26 protein-coding genes and 1 riboswitch are annotated in these 24195 nt (G+C 48.2%); of the genes, 2 read left to right on the plus strand and 24 right to left on the minus strand.

Annotated elements, in window-relative coordinates; all coding sequences use genetic code 11:
- Nucleotides 1-11 precede the first annotated feature (11 nt).
- The 24 genes from DIJ65_RS09270 to flgB all read right to left on the minus strand — a co-directional run bounded on the left by DIJ65_RS09270 (nucleotide 12) and on the right by flgB (nucleotide 21987).
- Nucleotides 12-521, minus strand: coding sequence for a DUF6115 domain-containing protein (locus DIJ65_RS09270; RefSeq protein WP_142836495.1), 510 nt, complete (start codon nucleotides 519-521; stop codon nucleotides 12-14).
- Nucleotides 522-548: 27 nt separating this feature from the next.
- A complete protein-coding gene (locus DIJ65_RS09275; protein ID WP_117301336.1) occupies nucleotides 549-1325 on the minus strand; it encodes a FliA/WhiG family RNA polymerase sigma factor in 777 nt (258 codons plus the stop codon).
- Between the two features lie 36 nt (nucleotides 1326-1361).
- Nucleotides 1362-2219 carry a MinD/ParA family protein gene (locus tag DIJ65_RS09280; RefSeq protein WP_117301338.1) on the minus strand — a complete coding sequence of 286 codons (858 nt, stop codon included), beginning with the start codon at nucleotides 2217-2219 and terminating at the stop codon, nucleotides 1362-1364.
- Nucleotides 2212-3369, minus strand: coding sequence for a flagellar biosynthesis GTPase FlhF (flhF, locus tag DIJ65_RS09285; RefSeq protein WP_117301340.1), 1158 nt, complete (start codon nucleotides 3367-3369; stop codon nucleotides 2212-2214). Before flhF ends, DIJ65_RS09280 begins: the two co-directional genes overlap by 8 nt.
- Entirely contained in the window at nucleotides 3369-5426 is a 2058-nt protein-coding gene (gene flhA, locus DIJ65_RS09290) for a flagellar biosynthesis protein FlhA (RefSeq protein WP_117301342.1), read from the minus strand. Before flhA ends, flhF begins: the two co-directional genes overlap by 1 nt.
- Before the next feature lie 412 nt (nucleotides 5427-5838).
- Complete coding sequence (gene flhB, locus DIJ65_RS09295; RefSeq protein WP_117301343.1) at nucleotides 5839-6927, minus strand: flagellar biosynthesis protein FlhB; 1089 nt, start codon at nucleotides 6925-6927, stop codon at nucleotides 5839-5841.
- Nucleotides 6928-7707, minus strand: coding sequence for a flagellar biosynthetic protein FliR (gene fliR, locus DIJ65_RS09300; protein ID WP_117301345.1), 780 nt, complete (start codon nucleotides 7705-7707; stop codon nucleotides 6928-6930).
- 9 nt (nucleotides 7708-7716) lie between these two features.
- Nucleotides 7717-7986: a flagellar biosynthesis protein FliQ gene (fliQ, locus tag DIJ65_RS09305; RefSeq protein WP_117301347.1), complete on the minus strand. Its 270-nt coding sequence runs from the start codon at nucleotides 7984-7986 to the stop codon at nucleotides 7717-7719.
- 377 nt (nucleotides 7987-8363) lie between these two features.
- Nucleotides 8364-9053, minus strand: coding sequence for a flagellar type III secretion system pore protein FliP (gene fliP / locus DIJ65_RS09310; protein ID WP_117301349.1), 690 nt, complete (start codon nucleotides 9051-9053; stop codon nucleotides 8364-8366).
- A complete protein-coding gene (locus DIJ65_RS09315) occupies nucleotides 9050-9718 on the minus strand; it encodes a flagellar biosynthetic protein FliO (protein WP_185959534.1) in 669 nt (222 codons plus the stop codon). Before DIJ65_RS09315 ends, fliP begins: the two co-directional genes overlap by 4 nt.
- Nucleotides 9719-9744: 26 nt before the next feature.
- Nucleotides 9745-10803, minus strand: a complete 1059-nt coding sequence (gene fliY / locus DIJ65_RS09320; protein WP_071151981.1) for a flagellar motor switch phosphatase FliY — start codon at nucleotides 10801-10803, stop codon at nucleotides 9745-9747.
- Nucleotides 10790-11782 carry a flagellar motor switch protein FliM gene (gene fliM / locus DIJ65_RS09325; protein ID WP_071151982.1) on the minus strand — a complete coding sequence of 331 codons (993 nt, stop codon included), beginning with the start codon at nucleotides 11780-11782 and terminating at the stop codon, nucleotides 10790-10792. The genes fliY and fliM overlap by 14 nt, the downstream gene beginning before the upstream one ends.
- Before the next feature lie 13 nt (nucleotides 11783-11795).
- Nucleotides 11796-12011: a flagellar FlbD family protein gene (locus DIJ65_RS09330; RefSeq protein ID WP_071151983.1), complete on the minus strand. Its 216-nt coding sequence runs from the start codon at nucleotides 12009-12011 to the stop codon at nucleotides 11796-11798.
- 53 nt (nucleotides 12012-12064) lie between these two features.
- The gene (locus tag DIJ65_RS09335) at nucleotides 12065-12871 is read right to left on the minus strand and encodes a flagellar hook-basal body complex protein (protein WP_117301351.1); all 807 of its coding nucleotides are present in this window, start codon (nucleotides 12869-12871) and stop codon (nucleotides 12065-12067) included.
- A gap of 42 nt (nucleotides 12872-12913) precedes the next feature.
- Nucleotides 12914-13381: a flagellar hook assembly protein FlgD gene (flgD, locus tag DIJ65_RS09340; RefSeq protein ID WP_117301353.1), complete on the minus strand. Its 468-nt coding sequence runs from the start codon at nucleotides 13379-13381 to the stop codon at nucleotides 12914-12916.
- Between the two features lie 442 nt (nucleotides 13382-13823).
- Nucleotides 13824-15212, minus strand: coding sequence for a flagellar hook-length control protein FliK (locus DIJ65_RS09345; RefSeq protein ID WP_117301355.1), 1389 nt, complete (start codon nucleotides 15210-15212; stop codon nucleotides 13824-13826).
- Nucleotides 15209-15676, minus strand: coding sequence for a flagellar export protein FliJ (gene fliJ / locus DIJ65_RS09350; protein ID WP_117301357.1), 468 nt, complete (start codon nucleotides 15674-15676; stop codon nucleotides 15209-15211). Before fliJ ends, DIJ65_RS09345 begins: the two co-directional genes overlap by 4 nt.
- A gap of 3 nt (nucleotides 15677-15679) precedes the next feature.
- A complete protein-coding gene (gene fliI, locus DIJ65_RS09355; protein ID WP_117301424.1) occupies nucleotides 15680-16996 on the minus strand; it encodes a flagellar protein export ATPase FliI in 1317 nt (438 codons plus the stop codon).
- Nucleotides 16977-17774 (minus strand): FliH/SctL family protein, encoded by a 798-nt coding sequence (locus DIJ65_RS09360; protein ID WP_117301359.1) that lies wholly within the window; start codon nucleotides 17772-17774, stop codon nucleotides 16977-16979. Before DIJ65_RS09360 ends, fliI begins: the two co-directional genes overlap by 20 nt.
- Nucleotides 17767-18780: a flagellar motor switch protein FliG gene (fliG, locus tag DIJ65_RS09365; protein ID WP_117301361.1), complete on the minus strand. Its 1014-nt coding sequence runs from the start codon at nucleotides 18778-18780 to the stop codon at nucleotides 17767-17769. Before fliG ends, DIJ65_RS09360 begins: the two co-directional genes overlap by 8 nt.
- Before the next feature lie 11 nt (nucleotides 18781-18791).
- Nucleotides 18792-20429, minus strand: a complete 1638-nt coding sequence (fliF, locus tag DIJ65_RS09370) for a flagellar basal-body MS-ring/collar protein FliF (protein ID WP_117301363.1) — start codon at nucleotides 20427-20429, stop codon at nucleotides 18792-18794.
- Between the two features lie 25 nt (nucleotides 20430-20454).
- Nucleotides 20455-20751, minus strand: a complete 297-nt coding sequence (fliE, locus tag DIJ65_RS09375; protein WP_117301365.1) for a flagellar hook-basal body complex protein FliE — start codon at nucleotides 20749-20751, stop codon at nucleotides 20455-20457.
- Between the two features lie 373 nt (nucleotides 20752-21124).
- On the minus strand, nucleotides 21125-21580 hold the full coding sequence (flgC, locus tag DIJ65_RS09380) for a flagellar basal body rod protein FlgC (RefSeq protein WP_117301367.1): 456 nt from the start codon (nucleotides 21578-21580) through the stop codon (nucleotides 21125-21127).
- A gap of 5 nt (nucleotides 21581-21585) precedes the next feature.
- Nucleotides 21586-21987, minus strand: coding sequence for a flagellar basal body rod protein FlgB (gene flgB, locus DIJ65_RS09385; RefSeq protein WP_117301369.1), 402 nt, complete (start codon nucleotides 21985-21987; stop codon nucleotides 21586-21588).
- An 87-nt stretch (nucleotides 21988-22074) separates the two neighbouring features.
- Nucleotides 22075-22159: riboswitch (cyclic di-GMP riboswitch) on the minus strand.
- 211 nt (nucleotides 22160-22370) lie between these two features.
- Here flgB and DIJ65_RS09390 point away from each other — a divergent pair.
- The gene (locus tag DIJ65_RS09390) at nucleotides 22371-23222 is read left to right on the plus strand and encodes a flagellar hook-basal body protein (protein WP_117301371.1); all 852 of its coding nucleotides are present in this window, start codon (nucleotides 22371-22373) and stop codon (nucleotides 23220-23222) included.
- A gap of 16 nt (nucleotides 23223-23238) precedes the next feature.
- Nucleotides 23239-24078, plus strand: coding sequence for a flagellar hook-basal body protein (locus tag DIJ65_RS09395; protein WP_117301373.1), 840 nt, complete (start codon nucleotides 23239-23241; stop codon nucleotides 24076-24078).
- The last annotated feature ends 117 nt before the right edge of the window (nucleotides 24079-24195 follow it).

The raw sequence follows: 24195 nt of genomic DNA on the forward strand, positions 1-24195 counted from the left end.
GTCACCCCATCTTACTTTTGATAACTTTGTTTTTTCTTGAACATATTGATGATCAATTCGATTTCTCCACGTTCTGCCGAGACCACTTTGGTAATTTGTGCCGTTGAAAAACCCTGTTTGTGCAATTGCTCGATCTTTTCATTTTCCGGCAATGCCGGATCGACTGCAGGCTCTGCGGGCTTTACCGCTTCTTTTTGTTTTACTGCTTTTATTTTCTTCGCAGTTGGCACCGGTTCCATTGCCGGAGCAGCCGGTTCACCGCCGATTTTCTGTTCGAGCTCGTGCAGCCGATCTGCCATCCGGCTTTCTTTTTGTGCAATATGTTCAACGAGCCGGTTATAAAGTTCATCATTTTCCTGTTCCAGATTCGCTACAAACTCTTCCATGCTTGCATTCACGGACTCCGCATCTTCAAGCATCGCTTTTCGCTGTTTCTGGAATTGGGACAACACGATAAACGATCGTATATTCACCGCTATCGCCAATAAAATAAGTCCAATCAGCAGCCATTCCATAGCCATCACCTGTCTTTCCGTAACATCCAACACCTAATAATATTCATGGACTGAAAGCGTCGCTGAATGCAGCCGCAAGATCGCTTTTGAGTGCAATTGGGAAACACGGGACACACTCACGCCCAGTACTTCCGCAATCTCCGTCAATTTCAAATCTTCGAAATAGCATAAAGAAACGACAATTTTTTCTTTTTCGGGTAAACGCCCAATTGCGGCACCCAATGCCTCTTTGATGGTTCGCTCATAGAGACGGCGCTCAGGCGATCCCGCTTCACCGTTTCCGACAATATTGTATTTGCCTATCTGATTATTGTCTTCGTATGGATTTTCATCCATCGAAATCATGGTGGATAATGCCGCATCCGACACGGTTTTATTGAGCTCGGCTTTCGTGATGCCCAGGAACTTGCTGACCTCGGCATCGGTCACCGAATGATTGTTTTCCTGTTCAAGAATGGCATAGGCCTTTTCAATTTTCTTGACCTTTTCGCGCACGGAACGCGGCAGCCAGTCATTATGGCGGAGGCCGTCGATGATCGCCCCTTTGATCCTCCAGGCAGCATAGGTTTCAAACTTCAGGTCCCGCTCCAGGTTGAATTTATCAAATGCGTCCAAAAGCCCGCCGTAGGAAAGGCTGCGGATATCATCTTTGTCCACTGTTTTGGGCAGGCTGATCATAAAGCGCTGGATTACATAATCGACCAGAGGCATATAACGTTCGACCAAATAGTCACCGGCTTCCGGATCACGCTCCTGCTGCCAGCCTTCCCAGTACTCCAATTCTTCTTTTGATAATTTATCATTCAACAAGCGTTTCACCACCATTCATTTGATACCGCGGCACGTCTATTTAAAAAGCATTTTCAGCAAAAATCCCTTGATGCCCAGTTTATAAGGGACAGGCAACTCGAGAAATTCAGCCGTCACTTTTTTCATCGCCTGGGAAGCATAGGTATTCGGGAATGCCAATAGGAACGGCACTTGTTTTTTTACAGCTGCGGGGATATTCGAGTCACTTGGAATATAGCCGAGTGTCCCGATTTCTTTCCCGAGAAACTGCTGCGTCACCTGGCGGAAATTGTCCGCTGTCTGTTGTCCTTCTTTTTCGGTCGTGCATTGATTGATGATCAACTTCATATGGACATTCGGATCTTTCACATGCACCATCTTTACAATCGAATAGGCATCGGTGATTGACGTCGGTTCCGGTGTCGTGACCAGAATCACATCATCCGCGGCCAGGATAAAACGGAGGTTTTCATCCGACAATCCGGCCCCGGTGTCCAAAATCACGTAATCGACATGCCCCTGGATTTCACTGAGCTCGTCAAAGAATTTCTTCATCTTCGCTTCATCGAGCTTAAACATTTCGTTGAAGCCCGTTCCGCCGGAAATGAACAGCAAGCCGTTCGGCCCCTCTTCGATAATGTCCCAGATCGATAAATCCTTTTCGACCATCGTCGCAATCGATTCTTCCGGTGAACGGCCCAGCAGCACATCCACATTGGCAAAGCCAAGGTCGACATCAAATATCAGGACTTTACGATTTTGTTCGACCAGGCTTAAAGCGAAATTCAATGCGAAATTCGATTTCCCGACACCGCCTTTACCGCTTGTCACAGCAATCGTTCGCGTTTGTCTGCGTTCTTTTTTAGGTTTTTTCTGCAGCATTTTTTCCCGCAGCTGTTTTGCCTGATCAATCATTGTCATCTTCCCCTAGCACAAAATTTGCAATCAACTCAGGAGTTGCCGTTAAAATATCATCTGGAACGTTTTGGCCATTGGCAATATAAGTAACGGGAATGGAATAATGATAGATCAAATTCAAAATAGCGCCTGAAGAGCTGGTTTCATCCTGCTTTGTCAGCAGCAGCTGGTCCATTTGGATGGTCTGGAAATTATCGATGATCTTTTTCATGTCTTCGTATTTGGAAGTCAGGCTCAGCACCAGGTTGATCTGTATTTTATTTTTATCTGTGAGCAGTGCTTCCAGGTCATCGATGTATTGCTTTTGCTGGTAATTGCGGCCCGCCGTGTCCATCAGGATGATGTCGCAGGCCTTCAATTCGTTCATCGCGCGGGTCAGGTCTTCAGCTGAATCGACCACTTGAATCGGGATATTCAGGATGCCCGCATATGTTTTCAATTGCTCCACTGCCGCAATGCGGTATGTATCCGATGTGATGAGTCCGACCCTCTTGCCTTCCCGTAACAGCAGATCAGCGGCGATTTTCGCGATGGTCGTCGTTTTGCCGACACCCGTCGGACCGATAAAGCAGATGATTTCGGGATCTTTCAATTCCGGCTTTTGCTGATGCAAGCCGATCAGCCGGATGATTTCCGTCTTCGCCATTCTGTGGATATGCGCCGCGGAAATATCGGGTTGCTGGCCCAGCGTCAACATCATCTTCGAAAGAATCTCTGATTGGATCTCCTTCGTCACTTCCTGGCTGTTCAAGCGCTGGTTCAGCGGTTTTAACGTCACCGGCAAATGATCTTCTTTCATCGACTGCATCATGAATTGCTTGATGCCCTTTAATTCATTGATCAGATCACCCGTTTGGCGTTCATCCGGGGAGTCTTTATGGTTAACACCGGTTGATGCATGCTGCGGAGCCGGTTGGCGGATTTCAGCATTTGCCGGTTCATCAGTTTCGGGTTGACTGGCCTTCTTTTTCTTCGGCTTTGCTTCCACGGCAGCTGTAACTTCAAGCTTCTCTTTCTGGAAAAACCCGATAAAACCGCCAACTTTCACTTTTTTCGTATTCAGGATTAATGCGTCCGCTCCCAAATCTCTTTTGATCATCGGCAAAGCTTCACTGACATTCTGGACGATATATGTTTTTAATCTCATCAGACATTTACTCCTCCACTGATATTGACGACGCCGACGCTCTGAATTTCAATGTTCGGTTCGAGTTCGTTATAGGACAGTACCGGAAGATCCGGTGCAAAACCTTCGATAAACTGACGCATATAGATGCGGATGGCCGGTGATGTCAGCAGGATCGGCTGAACGCCGGTCTGCTGCAATTGAGCCGCCTGTTCCGATATTTTCTGGAAAATCAGCTGTGACGTTTCCGGGTCGATCGACAAGTAATTGCCCTGATCGGATCGATGTACCGATTCCGCGAATTTCTTCTCGACGCTGGCGCCTGCCGTAATGACTTTCAGGGCTTCATTCTGCGGCGCATACTGCAACGTAATCTGGCGTGACAATGACCGTCTCACGTATTCGGTCAGAACATCCGTATCTTTTGTTTGCGATGAATAATCTGCCAGCGTTTCCAGGATGATCAGCAGGTTACGGATGGAAACTTTCTCTTTCAAAAGCTTCATCAGCACCTTCTGCACTTCACCGATGGTCATTAAGTTTGGAATCAATTCTTCGACAACCGCCGGGCTCGCTTCACGCATATTTTCAATCAGCGATTTCACTTCCTGGCGGCCGATCAACTCATGGGCATGGCGCTTGATGACTTCTGTCAGATGCGTCGACACCACGGAAGGTGGATCCACGATCGCGTATCCGGCCATTTCAGCGTCTTCTTTCATGCTGTCATTAACCCACAACGCAGGCATGCCGAATGCGGGTTCAATTGTTTCAATGCCTTCAATGCTGTCGTCGTCGATTCCCGGGCTCATTGCGAGATAATGATCGAGCATAATTTCACCCGCGGCAACGCGGTTCCCTTTGATCTTAATGATGTATTCGTTCGGCCGGAGCTGAATATTATCGCGGATGCGGATGACCGGCACCACGATTCCAAGCTCCATCGCCAATTGCCGGCGGATCATGATGACCCGGTCCAGCAAATCGCCGCCCTGGTTTTTATCTGCAATCGGAATCAGGCCGTAACCGAATTCAAATTCGATGGCATCGACATGCAAAAGGTCGATAACGCTTTCCGGACTTTTCATGGCTTCAAGCTCTTTACCGTCTCCGGAATCGGCTTCTTTTTCGGATTTTTCTTCTGCATTCAACGCTTTTTGCATTTTATAAGCTGCGAATGAAATGACACCTGCCACCGGCAAAATCAATAAAGGATTAATCGGTGTCAGGAATGCAATCATCATCAAAGTTGCAGAGACCACATACATCATTTTCGGATAGGCAAAAAGCTGCTTTGTAATATCCGATCCCAGGTTGCCGTCAGAAACGGCTCTCGTTACGACAATACCCATCGCAGTCGAGATCAATAAAGCCGGAATCTGGCTCACAAGGCCGTCCCCGATGGACAGTAGCGTAAACAGACTGGCCGCTTCGCCGACCGGCAGGTTATGTACCATAACCCCAATCAGCAATCCGCCGATAATGTTAATGATCGTAATAATAATGCCTGCGATAGCGTCCCCTTTTACGAATTTACTGGCACCATCCATGGCCCCGTAAAAATCCGCTTCCTGGCTGACTTTTTCACGGCGGTTTTTCGCTTCCAGATCGGAAATCATTCCTGCGCCCAGATCGGCGTCGATACTCATCTGTTTGCCGGGCATCGAGTCGAGCGTAAAGCGTGCAGCAACTTCCGCTACCCGCTCCGACCCTTTTGTGATGACCAGAAATTGAATGATGACAAGAATCAGGAAGACGAGGATACCGATAATGGCACTGCCTCCGACAACAAAGGAACCGAACGTTTCGATCACTTGACCACCGGTTTGATTGGTCAGAATCGACCGTGTCGTTGAAACGTTCAGTCCGAGACGGAAAAGCGTCGTCAACAGCAGCAAAGTCGGGAAAATCGAGAATTGCAGCGCTTCTTTCGTATTCATTGCCACCAGCAGAATTGTCATGGCCAGGCTGATATTTATCAGGATGAGGAAATCGAGTAATAAGGGCGGCAATGGAATGACCATCATGACGACGATCATAAGTACGGATACTAAGACTGCATAATCTCTGATTTTCAAGTTATTTCCCATCTCCTAATGCTTTCGTGAATGTTTTTATGTAATGAAATTTACTTTAATAAGTCGCTTGGCGCTTAGGACAGGGCAAAGATTATGCTCCTGCGCACTGCTCGTCGCAAAGGTGCGCCATCTTCGTTTGGCGACCTTAGCTCCCGCAATAAGCCGAGAAGTGCACTCGTCTTATTGCTCCGCTCAGTCCGGAGGCGCGCCGGCGCTGAGAGAAGTTTCTGGAGATATGGAGCAAAACAGCGAAGACGCCTTGGGGAGCAGAAACAGAGTTGGCTTTCCAACTCTGTTTCGAGCGAAGTGCTGAGATCCACTCGGGCGAAGTGAAACGAGACCGAGTTAGCTCAGCGCAAGCCCCCAGGCAAGCAAGCTGTTTTGCGGAATATCGATTAAAAATTTATATTTCTTAACTGATCTTCCCTTTCAAACGGTAGATATATGCCAAAACCTCTGCTACGGCCATGAAGAGATCTTCCGGCACATAGTCGCCAACCTCTACTTGTGCGTAGAGCGCGCGGGCGAGCGGTTTATTTTCCATAATCACAATATCAAGTTCTTTCGCTTTTTCTTTGATTTTCAGTGCCAGATGGTCTTTCCCCATCGCAATAACCTGCGGGGATTCCATCGTTTCGGCATCATATTTGATTGCGATCGCATAATGCGTCGGGTTCGTAATGAGCACATCCGCGTTCGGTAAATCCTGGATCATCCGGTTCATACTCATCTGCCGTTGCTTTTCTTTGATCTTTTGTTTGATGAGGGGATCACCCTCTGCTTTTTTGTATTCATCTTTTATGTCCTGTTTCGACATCTTTATTCCTTTTTCGAATTCGTATTTCTGATAAATATAATCCAGCACCGCAAGGCTCAACAGGATCAGTGAAGCGGTCAGGCCCAGTTTGATGACCAGTCCGCCCACAAAGCTCAATGCGTGCGGAACGCTCTGCTGGGACAATAAAAACAATTCTTCTTTTGCAAGCCAGAGCACGAGAAAAGCCGCAGTTCCGATGATGGAAATCTTCAGCAATGATTTTGCCAATTCCACCAATGCGCGTACTGAGAAAATCCGTTTTGCTCCTTTGATCGGATCGATTCGTTCAAACTTTGCCATAAGGGGGTCGCTTGAAAAAATCGGGCCAATTTGTATGTAGTTTCCCAAAAACCCGAAAACCATACCGATCAGCGCCATCGGGACCATGATCTTGAATCCTTCATACGCCATTTGTTCCAGCATGGTGCGGGTGGAAGCCGGGGTCAGCTCCCAACTGATGAATTGGGTAAGGTTGATGCGGAAGATTCCAAGAATCTGTTCCAGCATCCAGCCGCCTGTAAAGAACAGCAGGAGGATACCGCCAAGCATAATCATGGCGGCAGCGACTTCCGGGCTTTTTGCCACCTGCCCTTTGCGTTTCGATTCCTGCCTTTTTTGCGGTGTCGCTTTTTCGGTTTTTTCACCTGCGAAAAATTGAAGATCGAGAACCAGTCGTTTCTGCACTTATGTCCCTCCCATTAATCTGACCAATTGCGCCATGCTCATCATGATTTTTTCAAATAAAAATTGCAGAAGATAGAAGAAGATGGGCATCGTCAGCAATAGCAGGACAAAGCCGACAAAGATCTTTACAGGAAAACCGACAGCAAAGATGTTCAATTGGGGCACTGTTTTTGCCAATATCCCCAAAGCTACATCCACAAGAAAAAGTGCGCCGACAATCGGCAAAGCAATTTGCAAAGCAATGGTAAACATTTGGACGAATAATGCCGATATAAAAGAAGAAAGATCTCCTGCTTCAAAAGCGAACGAGGTCGTTTCCACCGGGAACAGCCTCAAACTGTGCATGACACCGTCTAGCAGCATGTGATGACCGTTCACCGTCAGCATAAACAGCAGCGCCATCATGTATTTAAAATGGCCGATGATCGGCACCTGCGCCCCGGTTTGCGGATCAATGACATTGGCGATTGCAAAACCCATCTGAAAATCGATGAACGCTCCTGCAACCTGCACCGCATACAACAGCAGCGCGGCTGTAAACCCAAGCGCCAGACCAACGCCAATTTCTTTAATGACCATCAGCGAATAAAAAGCATCCAGCACAATCGGCTCCTCAGCCGGCATTGTGGAAACAGCTGTCAAAGCGATGAAAAATCCGAGACCGATTTTAAATTGGGTCGGCATGCCTTTCATCGAAAAAATCGGAGCGATTAAAAAGAAACTTGTAAAACGAATGAGTACTAATAAAAAATAGGGCAACACTTCTAAAATAGAATTCATTACAGGCTCCTATCCGATTATTCGCGGTAGGCTTTGGAACAGGTTACGCGTGTAATCCAGCAGCGTCGTCAGCATCCAGGGTCCGAAAACGACCAATGAAATGAAAACAGCGAGTATTTTCGGGATGAACGCCAAAGTCTGTTCCTGGATCTGCGTCATCGCCTGGAACACACTGACCAGCAGGCCGACAGCCAGCGCGATCAGCAGCATCGGGGCTGCAATGATAATGATTGTATAAATCGATTGTTCGGCCAGCTTGATTACCATATCTGGAGTCATTGAGTTCTTCCTTCCTTAACGATATAAGTTGAATCAAAGAGTAATTTTATATTCCGCTTCGGCGCTTTGGACAGGGCAAAGATTATGCTCCTGCGCACTGCTCGTCGCAAAGGAGGTGCCATCTTCGTATGGCACACCTTGGCTCCCGCAATAAGCCGAGAAGACCACTCGTCTTATTGCTTCGTCCAGTCCGGAGGCGCGCCGGCGCTCAGAGAACTCACTAGAGATATGGAGCAAAACAACGAAGACGCCTTGGGGAGTAAGCGAAGTGCTGAAATCCACTCGGACGAAGTGCAACGAGACCGAGTTAGTTCAGCGCGAGCCCCCGGCAAGCGAGTTGTTTTGCGGAATATCGGTTACTAGTTCAACTTACCGATCTAAAAACTAAGCAGCAGCGATTCGATGATGAGGTACCAGCCGTCTACAAGTACGAATAACAGTATTTTGAATGGCAATGAAATCATTACCGGCGGTAACATCATCATCCCCATCGCCATCAAAGTACTGGCCACGACCATATCGATGATCAGAAACGGGATGAAAATGACAAAGCCTATCTGGAACGCCGTCTTCAACTCACTGATGGCAAATGCCGGAATCAGTGACGTCAGCGGAATTTCCGCGATGCTTTCCGGTTTTTCCAGTTCCGCATATTTATAGAACAGCGCCAGATCTTTTTCACGTGTGTGTTTCGCCATAAATTCTTTCATCGGCAAGGCCGCTGAATCCATGGCTTCTTCCTGGCCGATTTCACCATCCAGATATGGCTGAAGCGCCGTTTCATTTATTTCCAGAAAGATTGGAGACATAATGAAGAAGGTAAGAAATAATGCGAGTCCCACCAGCACCTGGTTCGGCGGCATGGATTGTGTACCAAGACCCGTTCGGACGAATGACAGTACAATAATGATGCGGGTAAAGCTGGTCATCAGAATCAGGATACCCGGGGCGATCGACAGAATCGTCAGCAGGAATAATAATTGCAACGTGGTCGACACGTCTTCCGGGTTTTCGTTGCCGAAATCAATGCCTGGAATATTGACGAGCAGGAGAAGGGAATCCATCATAACGAACGCCCTTCTTTATCCTGTGATTGTTGTTTCTCCAGATCCGTTTTCAATTGGTCCTGTTTGTTTCGCTGCTTATCGAGGCTCTGCTTGAATAATTGCTCAAACCCTTTCGCATGGGAAGGGTTTTTTTCCAAGTGGCCGCCGACCTTTTCTTTTATGAAACTGGTTACCGTCTTCGGCAGCAATGGCGAAGCTTGGGTCTCCACGTCTTTTTCAATTCCATGGATTTCATCGTCTTCGGTGAATTCTTTGATCAAGGTCACTTGATCGCCGACACCGATCAGATAAATCTGTCCGCCCACTTTCACAAGTTGAAGGGATTTATTGTTCCCTAAGGCTGTTCCGCCCATCAGCTTTACTGCCTGGTTGGGCTGGAGATTTTTTTGCTTCATCGAAAGGAATTTGATCAGGCCGTATATCATGAAGACGATTAATAAGGTATAGAAGATCAATTGGCCGATCACGACGATAAAGCTTTTTTCTTCCGGTGCCGCAGCTTCCACTTCGACCGGCTGTTCCTGTTGCTCGACTGCCGGCTGTTCGCCGTCATAGCCGTCAATGACTTTCGGGTCGGCGGCTTGTGCTCCGGATGGCGCCCATACTGCTGACAGCGCCAGCAACAGGATCATCACAATACTGTATAAAGACATTTTTTGGACCAAGCTTGTAGACTCCTTACATAAAGGTATTAGCGAAGCTTCGAGATACGTTCTTCTGTTGACAGGATATCCGTAACGCGGACCCCGAAGTTTTCATCGATGACCACAACTTCACCCACAGCGATCAATTTGTCATTGACCAAAATGTCGACCGGTTCGCCCGCCAGTTTGTCGAGTTCGATGATCGATCCCTGGGAAACACCCAGAATTTCTTTCACTGTCCGTTTGGTGCGCCCCAGCTCCACGGTTACCTGAAGCGGAATATCCATCAGCATACTTAAATTATTCGGTTCGGTATTCGCTGCAGCCGAATCATCGAAACTTGAAAACTGCACCGGTTGGATGCTTGGTGATGCAGCCGGCTGTTCTTTTTTGCTGCGCTCATTGTTCGAATCAAATTGCATGTCCTGTGTCTCCTCCAGCTCTTCCTCTTCACCTGAATCGGTCAAGATTCCCGCCATTTGTTTTGCCAGACGCACCGGAATGCACATATGGAATTCCGCATGCTGTCCGTTTTGCGCCTTCAATTGAAACGCGGCTTCGACAAACCATTCTTCCTTTGTAAAATTCGCTGCCGGAAAATCTTCCCGCTGCTCCACCATGTCCATACCGGACAGTGAATGGGAAATCTCCGATTCCAATAAAGCGGAGAATGTCCGGGAAACAGATGCGTACATCTGCTGCATAATGTCCTGCAGGATTTCAAATTGGCGTTCCGTATCTTCACTCGCGATTTCGGGATCCACCATTGCGGCCAATTCCTGCACTTGTTCTTTATTTATCGAAACAAATTGGATGCCGGAGATATCGCCGGTGTATTCGCCGAGCAGCACGAAGAATGGTGCCTGTGTTTTTGCCATCATTTCCGTTTCAGGCTTTACAGCTAATTTCGGCGCGCTCACGGTCACTTGCTCTGACAGCAATAAAGACAGGACAGCCGAAGAGCTGCCAAGAGCTACGCTGAATAATTCAGTCAATGCTTCGCTTTCGATTGTGGAAAGTGACGTATTTGCCATTTTCTTTACCTCCTTCTCACTCCGGTTCAATAAGCCGTTTATTTCATCTGAAGACAAATTACCAGTTACCATCGCTGCGATCCTCCTGCGTTTGAACTTCCGTAATCTGTACCGCCAGACGGCCTTTGGAAACCCCGGCCTGAGCAAAAAATTTCTGCTTTTCATCAACGAGCACCGTCACCGGATCCGTATAGGATTCGTGCAGACGGATGACATCGCCATTTTTCAAGTTCAGGAAGTCTTCGATATCAATTGAAGATTGGCCTAAAACTGCTTTGACACTCATTTTCGTGCTTTGGAGTTTTTTCTCCAACGCAACCACTTCGTGGCTTTCTTTCGTTTTCTTCTGATTTGCGAGCCAATGACGCGCTGACAGTTTCGGCAGCACTTTCTCCAACACCAGATGGGGCAGGCAAAGATTGATAACGCCTTCGACCTCACCGATTTTCGTTTGAAGCGATACCATGATGACCGTTTCATTCGGCGGAGACATCGTCAGGAATTGAGGATTCACTTCGATTTCCTTCAATGAAGGCGACAAACGGATGACCGAAGTCCAGGCTTCCTGGAAACAATCCAACGCCTTGATGAAAACCCGTTCAATGATGGACGTTTCGATTTCTGTCAGATCGCTTGTTTTATTCAATGCATTCCCCTGGCCGCCGAGCAGCCGGTCGAACATGACATACGCAACATCCGGAGAGAATTCCATCACCATGCTGCCGGGCAGCGGGCTTGCTTCAAACACGCCCAGCAGGGAATTCTTTTCAATGTTCTGGATGAATTCTTCGTACGAATATTGCTCAACTCCCGTAACCGACAGCTGCACGTATGTGCGCAGCTGTGTGGAAAAATAAGATGTCAGCAAGCGGGCAAAGTTTTCATGGATCCGCGTCAATGTACGGATTTGGTCCTGTGAAAAGCGCAGCGCTTTTTTGAAATCGTAATTATTCACCGCGCGTTCTTTGCCGAACTTATAAGGGACTGGCGCTTCTTTTTTTATGGAAGAAAGAATGGCATCTATATTTTCGTTTGATAAATGTTCTACCACGGATGTTTCCTCCTCATTCCATAGGGCCGGGCTTTTGGACAGTCGGCAAAATACTGATCTGCTGGTAATAGCCGGTCACCTTATCCATGACTTCCGTCACAGACTCCAGCACATGGATCTTTTTCCCCGACACCAGTGTCACCACTGTATCCGGTGTAGCTTCGACTCTTTCGATATAAACCGCATTCAAGGTAAACGGCGTTTGGTTTAATTTCGTCAATAGGATCATTTATAGGCGCCCATTGAGGGAAGTTCAACTTCCCTCAGGCCGGCCCTCCTTTATTATCGTTTCAAGTTGACAACTTCCTGAAGAATTTCATCTGAAGTTGTGATTGTACGGGAGTTTGCCTGGAATCCACGTTGTGCGATGATCATTTCCGTAAACTCTTCCGTTAGGTCAACGTTCGACATTTCGAGCATGCCGGAAGCTACTGAAGTGTTTGCCGCTCCCACAGTACCTGTATTAATCGCTCCGCCTGCAGCAGCGGTCATTTCGTATAGAGAGCCGCCAAATTTACTGAGGCCTGTTGGGTTTGGCGGTGAAGAGATACCAATGGTTACGCCAGGATCAAGAATTTCCGCTTCCGTTCCGTCAGCAGATAATTTGCCCATAAGAACACCTTCGCGGTTGATGCTGAATGAGTCGTAGGTAGCTGCATCAATTTGAATTGCAACACCCGTGCTATCAAGAACATTATAGCCCTGAGTATTAACCAGCCAGCCCTCTTCATCAACAACAAAGTTGCCGGCTCTTGTTAAATACTGATTTCCAGCAACAAGGGGGGTATCTGAAGGTTCCTGCACTACAAAGAAGCCGTCGCCCATGATTGTGAGGTCTGTTCCCACCCCTGTATTCATTGCTGAACCTGGTGTATGAATTACATTAATAGCGCTTGTCGTCGAACCCAAACCGACTTGCATCGGATTTGTTCCACCACTGGACATATTCTGGCTCAATAGATCCTGGAAGTTGATCGTGCTTTTCTTGTAGCCGATTGTATTGACGTTGGCAATATTATTACCGATAACATCCAGTTTCGTTTGGAAACCTTTCATACCTGACACACCCGCATACATTGAACGTAACATTTAAATTTCCCCTTTCGAGTACCGTCCGTAATCCTTTCGGAATCAGACAATCTCCTCGTTGTTTTTAATTTCTGTATTCATTTCTATCCGGTTGATCGCTGTAAGCGGGATTTTCGTTCCGCTGTCGAGCAGTTCAATTGTCAGTTCGCCGTTTTTGCTAGATAAAGCCTTTACGATTCCCTCGCCTGATTCCATTTTTCCATCGACTTCATATGACCAGTCGACCGATGTGCCGATCAGATTTGCGTGATCCGCCAGGGTTTGGTTGGTGGAGTTGCCAACGAATTGCGTCATCGTCTTGTTCAGATTTGTCAGCTGTTCCAAACTGGTGAACTGCGCCATCTGGCCAATGAATTCCGTGTCTTTCAAAGGTTCCATCGGATCCTGGTGCTTCATCTGCGTAACGAGGATTTTCAGGAACGCATCCTGGCCAAGCGTATTCTGCGGATCGGCCGCTTTCGGCGCTGTCCCCGCCATCGTGTTGGCTGTTGATGTATTTGTAACGTTCATCGGAACACCTCTTTTCTTGTCTATTAAAACCGATATTACGCAAAACAGCTTCGCTTGCCTGGGGGCTCGCGCTGAGCTAACTCGGGCTCGTTGCACTTCGCCCGAGTGGATCTCAGCACTTCGCTTGGTCCCCTGGGCGTCTTCGCTGTTTTGCTCCATATCTCTATTAATTTTCTCTAGATGAATGAGCGGAAGTCGGCGACTCCTACGGGAATTAGAGCGTGTCCTGAGACCCCGCAGGGAAGGTTTGACCGAACAACATTCGGTCGAACCTTTGCGACGAAGCGTGTAACGCTGCAGGAGCATCGGTTTTCGAAGCGAACGAGGAGGCTCAGGCCGCTCCCCGCGGAAAGCGTCCGGCTGTCTCTGCATCGCTTCGCTAGCTTCGAGACATGAAAAAGAGCTGAAGCGATTTCATCGGTTCGGATATGGCTAACTATTGTTAAACTGTATAATCCACTTTCATCATTCCGGAGTCGAGGTGGCTGCGCTCGACTGCTGCTTTTTCTTCTATCTGCTGGTAGCCGTTGTTGTCACGTCCGGCGGATTTTTGTTGCTGCTGTTGCTGTTGGGCAAAGCGCTGTTCGGACTGTGCGTTCTGCTGGCCGAGCGATTGCTGGGAATTGTTTTGAACGACTTCGATTTTCTCGACTGTCAACCCTTGCTGGATCAATGTATTGCGCAGCTGATTCAGCTGCAGATCGATTGCATCTTTTGCCGCCATGCTGCTCGTGAAGATTTGTGCGGCGATCTTTCCGTTCGTTTCCGTCAGGCGAATATCCAGATGGCCCAGATGGTCCGGCGAGATATTCACTTTGATCTGCGTGCTTTCACCATTCGTGGTCATGCGCAGCGAATTTTTGAAAACCTCACCCAGTTCTTCGGTTAAGTTATTCATCCGGACCACCGGAGTCGGCATCGCCGGCGCTTCGGGTCTTGCCTGCAGCGGTTGTGTTGTCTGAGCCGCTGCCTGTTTTGCTGAATCTGCGGAAGCCGTTGGTTGCGTCAGGCTCTGTTTGTTCTCATCCTGCTGTGAAGTTTCCTGTTGCTGTCCTCCGTCGCTTCGAGCCGCAGTGACAACAGCTGCAGAGGGCTGCGCTTTTACTGCTTCCGGTTCATCGGCGTTTGCGGTTTTGGTTTCTCCGGCGACTTTCATCTGTTTCTCTGTCTCAGCTGCAGAAACCACTCCAAGCTTCGCTGCCTGTTCAGGTTGGCCAGTTGCTGCCACCGATTTCTTTTCTGCACCTGCCAGTGATTCAGTGAATTCCATAATCTTGTTGGTGATTTTTTCAATGTTTTCAGCATTAATAATTGTTGCTTTTCCCTCGACCCCCACAAAAGGCGAAGCGTTATCGAATTTCTTGTTACCAGTCGCTGACATGCTTGGCAAAATGTCGCCCAATTTCTGGATCAGCTCGACCAGTTTAGCTTGAACTTCCTTGGAGACTGGCTGTTTTTCAGCATCCGGCAAAATCGGCGTGAATTTTCTGCGTTCACCCATATCCACCAGAATCGCTCCTTCTTTTCTTTCGGGCTGAAAATTGATCAATTGCATCAATTCATACATGATTTTCTGCTGTGCTTCGGTAAGTTCTTCGACAGGCTGCTCCTGCAGCTTTGCCACCATGTCTTCAATTTTTTTCAACAGCACTTTCGGCAATGACGCTTCCTGACCTTCTCCATGCTGAGCACCATCGGCCAGCGACTGGAGAAGCGTTGAAAAAGCTTTTGCCCCTTCTGCAGATGGTGCTTCCGTTTTGGCGGATGCCGCTTCAGCAGAAGGCTTGGCAGTCATTGTGGATATTGGGCCTACAGTATTAATCGCATTCACCCTCTTTCAGCGGTACTGGCTTGTTTTACTCGGTAAAATCTGGCGCTCGCCAATTCATCGAAGAAATTTTGTTCCTCTACTTTCTTTTCTTCCTGGAATCTGGCGAGCTCCTGCTCTTTCAGGTTGCCCCAGGTCTTTTCTTCCTGCGCTTTCTGCTGGAGCTGGTTCTGGGTTCTTGTAACGTTGCCCTGAAGAAATTCCAGCTCGCGGTTCGTTACGCTGGATTGTTCCTGCAATTGGCTTATGTAGATTTCAAGCATGCGCAGTTCGGAGATATTGATGCCGCCCTGCTGTTTCTTTCGCTTCATCTGTTCTGCTTCCACCAGCTTGTCCGTAATCGCCCGGCTCTTCTGATGGCCCGCCTGCTCTTTTTTTATCGCGTCAGCCATCTGTACCTGGGCAAAGCCTTTTTCATTCTCTTTCAGTTCAAGGATTTTTTGAAAACGAAAATTGAATTGAGTCAATTCTTAGTTCCCCCCAAATTGTTCTGTCAATTTTTCGACGCTTGTTTCTAAGCTTGTATTCTCATAAATATCCTGCTGCAGATAGTCTTTGATGATTGGATAGGAACGGATTGCCTGGTCGATTTCTTTATTGGCGCCCGCTTTATAGGCTCCGATATTGATCAGGTCTTCCGCCGAATCATAAGCCGACAGCATCCTCTTGAATTCGACGGCTGCCTTCTGGTGTTCGGGTGAGACGACTTCGTGCATGACGCGGCTGACGCTTGCCATGACATTGATGGCCGGAAACTGCCCTTTTTGCGCAATTTTGCGGTCCAGCACGATGTGGCCGTCCAAAATGCCGCGGACTGCATCCGCAATCGGTTCGTTCATGTCGTCGCCGTCGACCAATACGGTATAGAACGCAGTGATCGACCCTTTTGCCGAGGTTCCCGAGCGCTCCAGTAATTTTGGCAATAAAGCAAAAACACTCGGCGTGTAGCCTTTACTGGTCGGCGGTTCGCCCACCGCCAGCCCGACTTCCCGCTGCGCCATGGCAAAGCGGGTGACCGAATCCATCATCAGCATGACGTTTTTCCCCTGATCCCGGAAATATTCCGCGATCGTGGTTGCCGTCATGGCGCCTTTGATGCGCTGCAATGCCGTCTGGTCGGAAGTTGCCGCAATGATGACTGATTTCTTCAACCCTTCAGGACCAAGGTCCCGTTCGATAAAATCACGCACTTCGCGTCCCCGTTCGCCGATGAGGGCGATGACATTGACGTCTGCTTCCGTGTTGCGGGCAATCATGCCGAGCAATGTGCTCTTGCCGACGCCGCTCCCGGCGAAAACGCCGATGCGCTGGCCCTGGCCAACCGTAAGCAATCCGTCAATCGCACGGACGCCGACTTCGAGCGGCTTGTCGATCCGCGGACGATGCAAGGGGTTCGGCGGCGTGTTGTTTGTCGAGTATTTCTTAAGGCCTTTCGGCAATCGTGTTTCGTCCAGCGGATTGCCCGTGCCGTCCAGCACTTTTCCGAGAATCGACGGACCAATTTTGATCTGAAGCGGTACGCCAGTCGCCACTACCAGGCACCCGGGGCCAATTTGTGAAATATCGTTCAACGGCATCAGCATCAATTTGTTTTCCCGGAAACCGACCACTTCCGCTTCGATCGGTTTTTCGTAATGGTTCGGATACAGCAGGCAAATCTCGCCGATTTTGGCGTTCGGGCCTTTTGATTCGATTGTCAGCCCGATGACCTGCACCACTTTGCCGTGTTTCTTGATCGGTTCCACTTCATCAATCAGGGCCAGATAATCATCTTTCCGCTGGTTCATCATTCGTTTTCTCCTCACAATAAGCGAGTAAATGCTTTTTGATTTCTTCCAGTTGGCTGTCGATGGTGACATCATAGGAGCCGCTTGGCGTATGCAGCATGCAGCCGCCGGATTCAACATTGGCCACTGGAATCATTTTTAATTCGCAGTCTGCCCGTACATAGGTTTTCAGTTCTTCCAGGAAAGGCAATAGGACCGGGTAATCGTCCAACGACACCTGCATGATGATGTCTTCGGCTTCTTCGATATGCTTTAACGCCTGCTTTACGATACTCAACAGCTGTTCTTCATGCTGCTTCAACTCTTCTTTGATGACACGTTCGGCAATGCGCACGCTCAAACTCAACAGGAACGCTTCGGCTTCCTGGACAATTTTCGCTTTTTCGCTATAGGCTTCCCGGATCAGTTCTTCCATTTCGAGCCGCTTTTCTGCGAAGTCTTTTTCCGCTTGCGCGTAGCCTTGCTGCTTGCCGTGTTCGAAACCCTGCGCTGTTGCTTCATCGGCCAGCCTTTCAGCTTCTGCCTGGGCCGCTGTGCGCGCCTCGTGCCACCATAGTTCGATATCGGTGCGGGCCTGATGCTGCTGTTCCAGCAAATCGGTTTCCAATTGAAGCTTATGCGTCAATAAATTCTCGATTTCTTTTTTTACTGACAGTTTGCGCTGCTCGGGATCTGTTTCATCTTCCGGGCTGCAGGCATTCCGGAATTCGATTTTTTTCGTCTGCAGCACTTTCTTTTCGACCGGTATGCCGTAATGATAGCGGATGACATTAGACAATCAGCTCATCCCCTTCACCGCGGGAGACCATAATCTCACCCTTGTCTTCCAGGCTCCGGACCAGTGCAACGATATTCGTTTGTGCATTTTCGACATCTTTCAGTTTTACAGGACCCATCACATCGATTTCATCCCGTATAACTTCCGCTCTCCGTGTAGACATATTCGCGAATAGGCCTTCTTTGACGTCTTCGCTGGCCACTTTCAGCGCGAAAGTGAGATCCGCATCCGATACTTCACGGATGACACGCTGTATTGACCGGGTTTCAAGCGTAATGATATCTTCGAACACAAACATCCGCTTCTTGATTTCTGCGACGAGATCCGGACTGTCGATTTCCAGTTCCGAAAGAATTGCTTTTTCCGTTCCTCTGTCCACGTTGTTCAATACCTGAACAATCGCTTCCACCCCGCCGGTCGCCGTATAATCCTGGGCTCCGGAAGCCGACAGCTTGCGTTCGATGATTTGTTCCACCTGATGGATCACTTCCGGGGACGTGCTTTCCATCAAAGCGATTCTGCGCGCCACTTCCGCCTGTTTGGCTGGTTGCAGCTGCGAGATGATCTGTGACGACTGCCTGGAATCCAGGTAGGACAGCACAAGCGCAATCGTTTGAGAATGTTCGTGCTGCAGAATATTGAAAAGCTGATTCGGATCGGCCCGCCTTGCAAAGTTGAAGGGTTTGACGTGAAGCCTGCTTGTTAAACGGCCAATCGTATCCATCGCCCGGTCTTTTCCCAAAGCTTTTTCAAGAATATCCCTGGCATACTCAAGACCGCCTTCATCCATAAAGTCCTGGCCAAGTATCATTTCATAAAACTCATCAATCACTTTTTCTGTCTGGCTGCTTTTCAGCTGCCGAACATTTGAAATTTCCATCGTCAATTGATCGATTTCCGGTTCAGTCAGCTGTTTGAATATCTCCACAGCCACATCCGGTCCAAGCCCGACCAGCAAAACAGCCACTTTCTGTATACCGGTCAACTCTTTCACACTTTTAACCACAGTTCACACTCCTAATCCTCCGACATCCAAGTACGCAATAATTTCGTGAAATCTTCCGGACGTCCTTTTGCCAGCTTTTCAATCGTCTTCCGTTTTGGATTCGACCGTGAGTCGAACTCCGAAAGATCGATTTCTTTCTCTTCTTCCTCCAACTCCCCTACTGAGGTTGCTGGTTGTGCAAACATTTCAAATCCGAAATCTTCTTCTATCGCTTCACGTTTTCTTCTCATCAGTACAAATATCAGGCTGCCGATGATGAGGATCAGCGCAACGGCCGCTCCTGCAACCAGCAGTAAGCCATTCGGAATTTCACCGAACCAGTTATTAATCGGATCTGCTTCTTCAATAACCGTTTTGCCCTGGAATTCTGTGGCAAATACCGAAATGCGGTCATCCAATTGAAGCTCATCAACCTCAGCGCCATTCATGCTCAAAGCGGCGCTGACCGTATTGCCCAATAAATTCCGGATATCGCCGACCGTTTCAAGCGTCAGGCTGTCCGGATCTCCGGGAACCGGCGGCTCGACACCGACGTTGATCGTTATATCATCGATTACATACGGGCTGAGCTCAATTTGGCGGTGAATCCGGTTGACTTCACGGTTTATCCGCTCTTCTGTTCTTTCCGATTCACTGTTGCCGCCTTCTCCGGCTGCCGGATAATTGGCAATCTCCGTGTCACCTGTACCGACTGTCTCTTCTATCGTCGCGCCTTCGCTCGAATAGGTTTCCACAATCCGTTCCACACTGATATCGATGCCTTCACCCGTTTCTTCATTGACCGGTTCGACCAGTTCTTCTTCACGTTTTTCTTTCGTGAAATCCACACTTGCCATCACCGACACGACCACTTTATCGCGGCCAAGCAATAAACCGAGCATCTGCTGCAATTCTTTTTGGATGTCTTTTTCAATATCCTGTTTGATATCGCGCTGTTGCTGGTAGACCGACAACGCAGTGTCGGCAGGAGTTTCATCTTCCATCGTGAACGTCTGTCCGTTCTGATCCATAATAACAATCTGATCCGACGGCAGACTTGGAACACTCTTGCTGATCAGGTGATACAAGCCATTCACTTGTTTTTGATCCAACTGGAATGACGGTTCGCCCTGGATAACGACAGAAGCTGTAGCGACCTGCTCATCATCCGTCAGCCAAACATTTTCCTTTGGCAGCGTGATCATGACATTGGCATCAGCCACACCGTCAATCTGGCGGATCAGCATCGCCAACTCGTTCTGCATTGCGTCCCGTTCGACGACATCGAAATGCCTGTCAGTCATTCCAAGACCCATATTGTCGCTGAAAATGCTGTAATTCACATTGCCGTTTTTCGGAATTCCTTCGGCAGCCAAACTGACCTTCAGGTTTGCGACTTCTTCAGCCGGTACGCTGATGGTTTTGCCATCTCCCGAAACTTCCGCGAGGATCCCCTGTTCTTCAATTGCCGTCTTGATTTCGCCCGTTTCTGCCGGTGCCAGATTCGTATATAAAGGCGTCATATCTGATCTTGAACCAAGAAATACAAAAACAAGAAGCAGCAGAAAAGTAATAAAAAACGATCCGATAATCGTCCATTTTATCTTCGGAGAAATATTCCCCCAGGATTCACTGAATTTGGTTTTATAGATTCCTAACTTCTCTTTCATCGATCACTCATCCTATTTCCCAGAATCATACTTGCATTCTCATTACTTCCTGGTAAGCTTCCACGACTTTATTGCGCACCTGCATGGTCAGCTCCAATGAAAGGCTCGCCTTTTCTGAAGCGATCATTACTTCGTGGATATTCTCAACCTGTCCGGTTGCCAGGCCGGCCGTTTGTACATCGGATGCTTTTTGTGCCTGATTAACTTCCTGCAAAGCCTGCTTGAAGATTTCACCGAAACCTTCCACCTTGTTTTCCGGTTTAACGATCGGATTTGTTAAACCTTGTATAAACGGCATTTGTACCTGATTAATCGGATTCATAAGTTTTCCCCCTGGTTGTTTCTATATAATCGATATTCCGCAAAACAGCTTCGCTTGCCTGGGGGCTCGCGCTGAGCTAACTCGGTCTCGTTTCACTTCGCCCGAGTGGATCTCAGCACTTCGCTTGTTCCCCTGGGCGTCTTCGCTGTTTTGCTCCATATCTTAGTGTGCAGATTTCATCACTGTAATCGGAACTAATTTATTCTCTTTATGTTTATACAAATAATTAAGATGAAAGAGCGGAAGGCGGCGACTCCAGCGGAAACAGAGTGAGTCCTGAGACCCCGCAAGAGCGAAGCGATGAGGAGGCTCAGGCCACTCCCGCGGAAAGCGTCCGCCTGGAGCGAATTCATCAACCCACTATCCTCTGAAATTATTTCCCTATCTCAAGAGCCTTCATAAACATGCTCTTTGATGCGTTCAGTGCGGTTACGTTTGCTTCATATGAACGCGTTGCCGACATCAGGTCGACCATTTCTTTGATCGGATCGACATTCGGCAGCTGCACATAGCCGTTGTCATCTGCATCCGGATGGCTTGGATCGTAATTTAGCGTGAAAGGTGCGTCATCTTCTTTGATTCGCGATACCGATACGCCCGATACAGCGTTGTTGCCATTGCCCATCATCGCCTGCAATTTCTGTTCAAACGGCGACACGCCGCTTTGCGACAGTTCGACCGTTTTCCGGCGGTAAGGCGTCCATTCACCGTCGACCATACGCGCCCGGGTCGTTTCCGCGTTCGCAATATTCGCGGACACCACATCCATTCGGAGACGGTTGGCGGTCAGGCCGGATGCGCTAATATTAAAACTATTGAATAAGGTCATTTGAATTATCTCCCCCCGCTGATAACAGAACTCAGGCTGCGGAATTTCCCGCTGATCCTGTCGGTTACTGCATTATAATGAAGCTGGTTTTTCGCCAGCTCGGCCATTTCAACATCCATGTCGACATTATTGCCGTTGATTTTATACATCGAATTTTCATTCACTGTGACTCGCGGATCGTATTGTGCCGATTCATTGCTGAACGAAATGTGTTTGGCATCGGTTTTGTAACTCGCCATCGCCTGCTTGCCTGCCGCATTTTTCAACACGGTGGCAAAGTCGACCTGTTTGGCTTTATAACCGGGCGTATCGACATTTGCGATATTCGCCGTATGGGTCTGCTGCTTCAGGGCTGAAGTCGATAAAGCCTGTTCCAGCGACTGGATGGTGGGTGAAATGAGATTCAATTTCCTTCCTCCTATGTAAATATATATTTATTTCTACAAATAAAAATCCACCTTTAAAAAGGTGGACAAGCTTTTCAGCTTCCATCTTTTGACGACCCGGCTGCCGTGTATCTGAATACGTAGGCCCGTAGTTTTGCGTCCTTTTCTTTCGAAAAGTTTGCCTTTATCAGGATAGATTTTATTGCTTTATACTTTTAAACTCATACTTTTATCTCATTTTGAAAATTTAGTTCCAAGATATAGTATCACATAAATAAAAAATTGTATATTTTTGATTAAAAAAATATTATTGGTTTTATTTTCCAATACACTTGTCAATATTGTCAATAAAATGTTATGCTAACGCATATTAATCTTATTTCTCGAGAGGAAGAGATCGCACTATGTTTCGTGGATTATACACTGCCACATCAGGGATGATGGCGAATAACAGACAACAGCAAGTCTTGACAAACAACCTTGCAAACGCCGCCACGCCCGGTTTTAAAAAAGACCAGTCCGTGATGCGAGCATTTCCTGCCCAATTGATCAAAGCCATGGAAACCGGGGGCACCACTGTGGGAGGACAGACACTTCCATCAACCCAAAAAAGCATTGGTTCCCTCCAAACAGGAGTTTATGCGCAGGAAGGAATCCCTTCTTTTACGCAAGGCGCCCTTAAAAATACAGGAAATTCTACGGACCTCGCCCTGCTCAGTTCTTCGCTTCCCGTCAATCCCGAAACCGGAAAGCCAGGCACAGTAAGCTTTGCGGTCGCTCTTCCGAACGATGAAATCCGTTATACGCAGAACGGTCAATTTACTGTTGACGCTGCCGGATTCCTGACAACGGCTGAAGGATTCAATGTCTTAGATCGAGACTTACAGCCTATCCAGGTCAATTCCACCGATTTTACAATCGGTGCAAACGGGGAAGTTGCGTCGAATGACGGAGATGTAAATAATTCCCTATTTTTATCTTATACAGAAAATCCGCAACAATTTATCAAAGAAGGCCAGAACCTTTTGCGCTGGGCCGGCGATCCCGCTTTGGCTCCCGTATCGATTGAACTTGCCGGACTCGGCAATACCGGCCCGCTTGTTCAGCAGGGATATATTGAACAGTCGAATGTCGATTTGACACAGACGATGACCGATATGATGAAAACCTATCGCGGATTCGAATCCAACCAGAAAATAATCCAGGCCTATGACCGCAGTATGGAAAAAGCGGTCAATGAAATCGGCCGTGTCTAACAGGAGGCCATAACAGATGAACATCCAAATGAATTCCGCGGCTTCCTCCATGCGCGAACTGCAGAAAAAAATCGACACCATCGCCAACAATATTGCCAATGTTAATACGACCGGCTACAAACGGCAGGAAGCGAATTTCGCTGATGCGCTTGTCCAGTCTTTTGAAAAACAGGCTGGCCCGCTTGAAGCCGGACGCCAAACGCCGAACGGCATCCGCATCGGTGCAGGCGCCACGATTTCACAAATTGCGCTGCGCACCAACCAGGGTTCAGCCGTCCAAACCGGCCGCGAACTCGATTTCATGATTTCGGGTGAAAACGGATTTTTCCGTGTTGAATCCGAAGGAAACACGTATTACACCAAAAACGGTTCATTCCAATTGGAGCCGGATGCAGCAGGCAACCAGCTGAACCTGGTTACCGGAAATGGCGAAGCGGTGCTCGGTGCCAATAATCAGCCGATTTCGTTCGATAACGATTACGACACCATCACCGTCAACGAAAACGGCACGCTCGAAGTGACGTATAAGACCGCCGGCAAACCGGCCGATGCGTTTCAATTGAGCCTCGCGGAAATCAACCGTCCGGACCTTCTGCAGAAAACCGGCGGCAATCTTTATGAGCTTCCAGGCACTGAAGCCGAACAAGTGGCCAATGGCACTTTGCAGGTTTTGAATCTGGCTGACGGAAACGACGGCACAATCAGGGTCGGACAAGGCGCACTCGAAATGTCGAATGTCGACTTGACCAATGAAATGACGGAACTGATCGCCACCCAGCGGCTGATCCAATCGCAGTCCAAAGCAATTTCCTTTGCAGATGACATGCGCGGATTGGTCAATACGATAAGAGGCTAATAAAATGAAAACGGACATCCCGGTCAATCGGGGTGTCCGCTTTTTTGATTTATGCCCAAGTTCGGTCCGTTTATGCCCAACTCTTCCCCATTTATGCCCAACATCAAATGATATATG

The sequence above is a fragment of the Planococcus salinarum genome (genome assembly GCF_007004625.1).
Lineage (GTDB): Bacteria > Bacillota > Bacilli > Bacillales_A > Planococcaceae > Planococcus > Planococcus salinarum.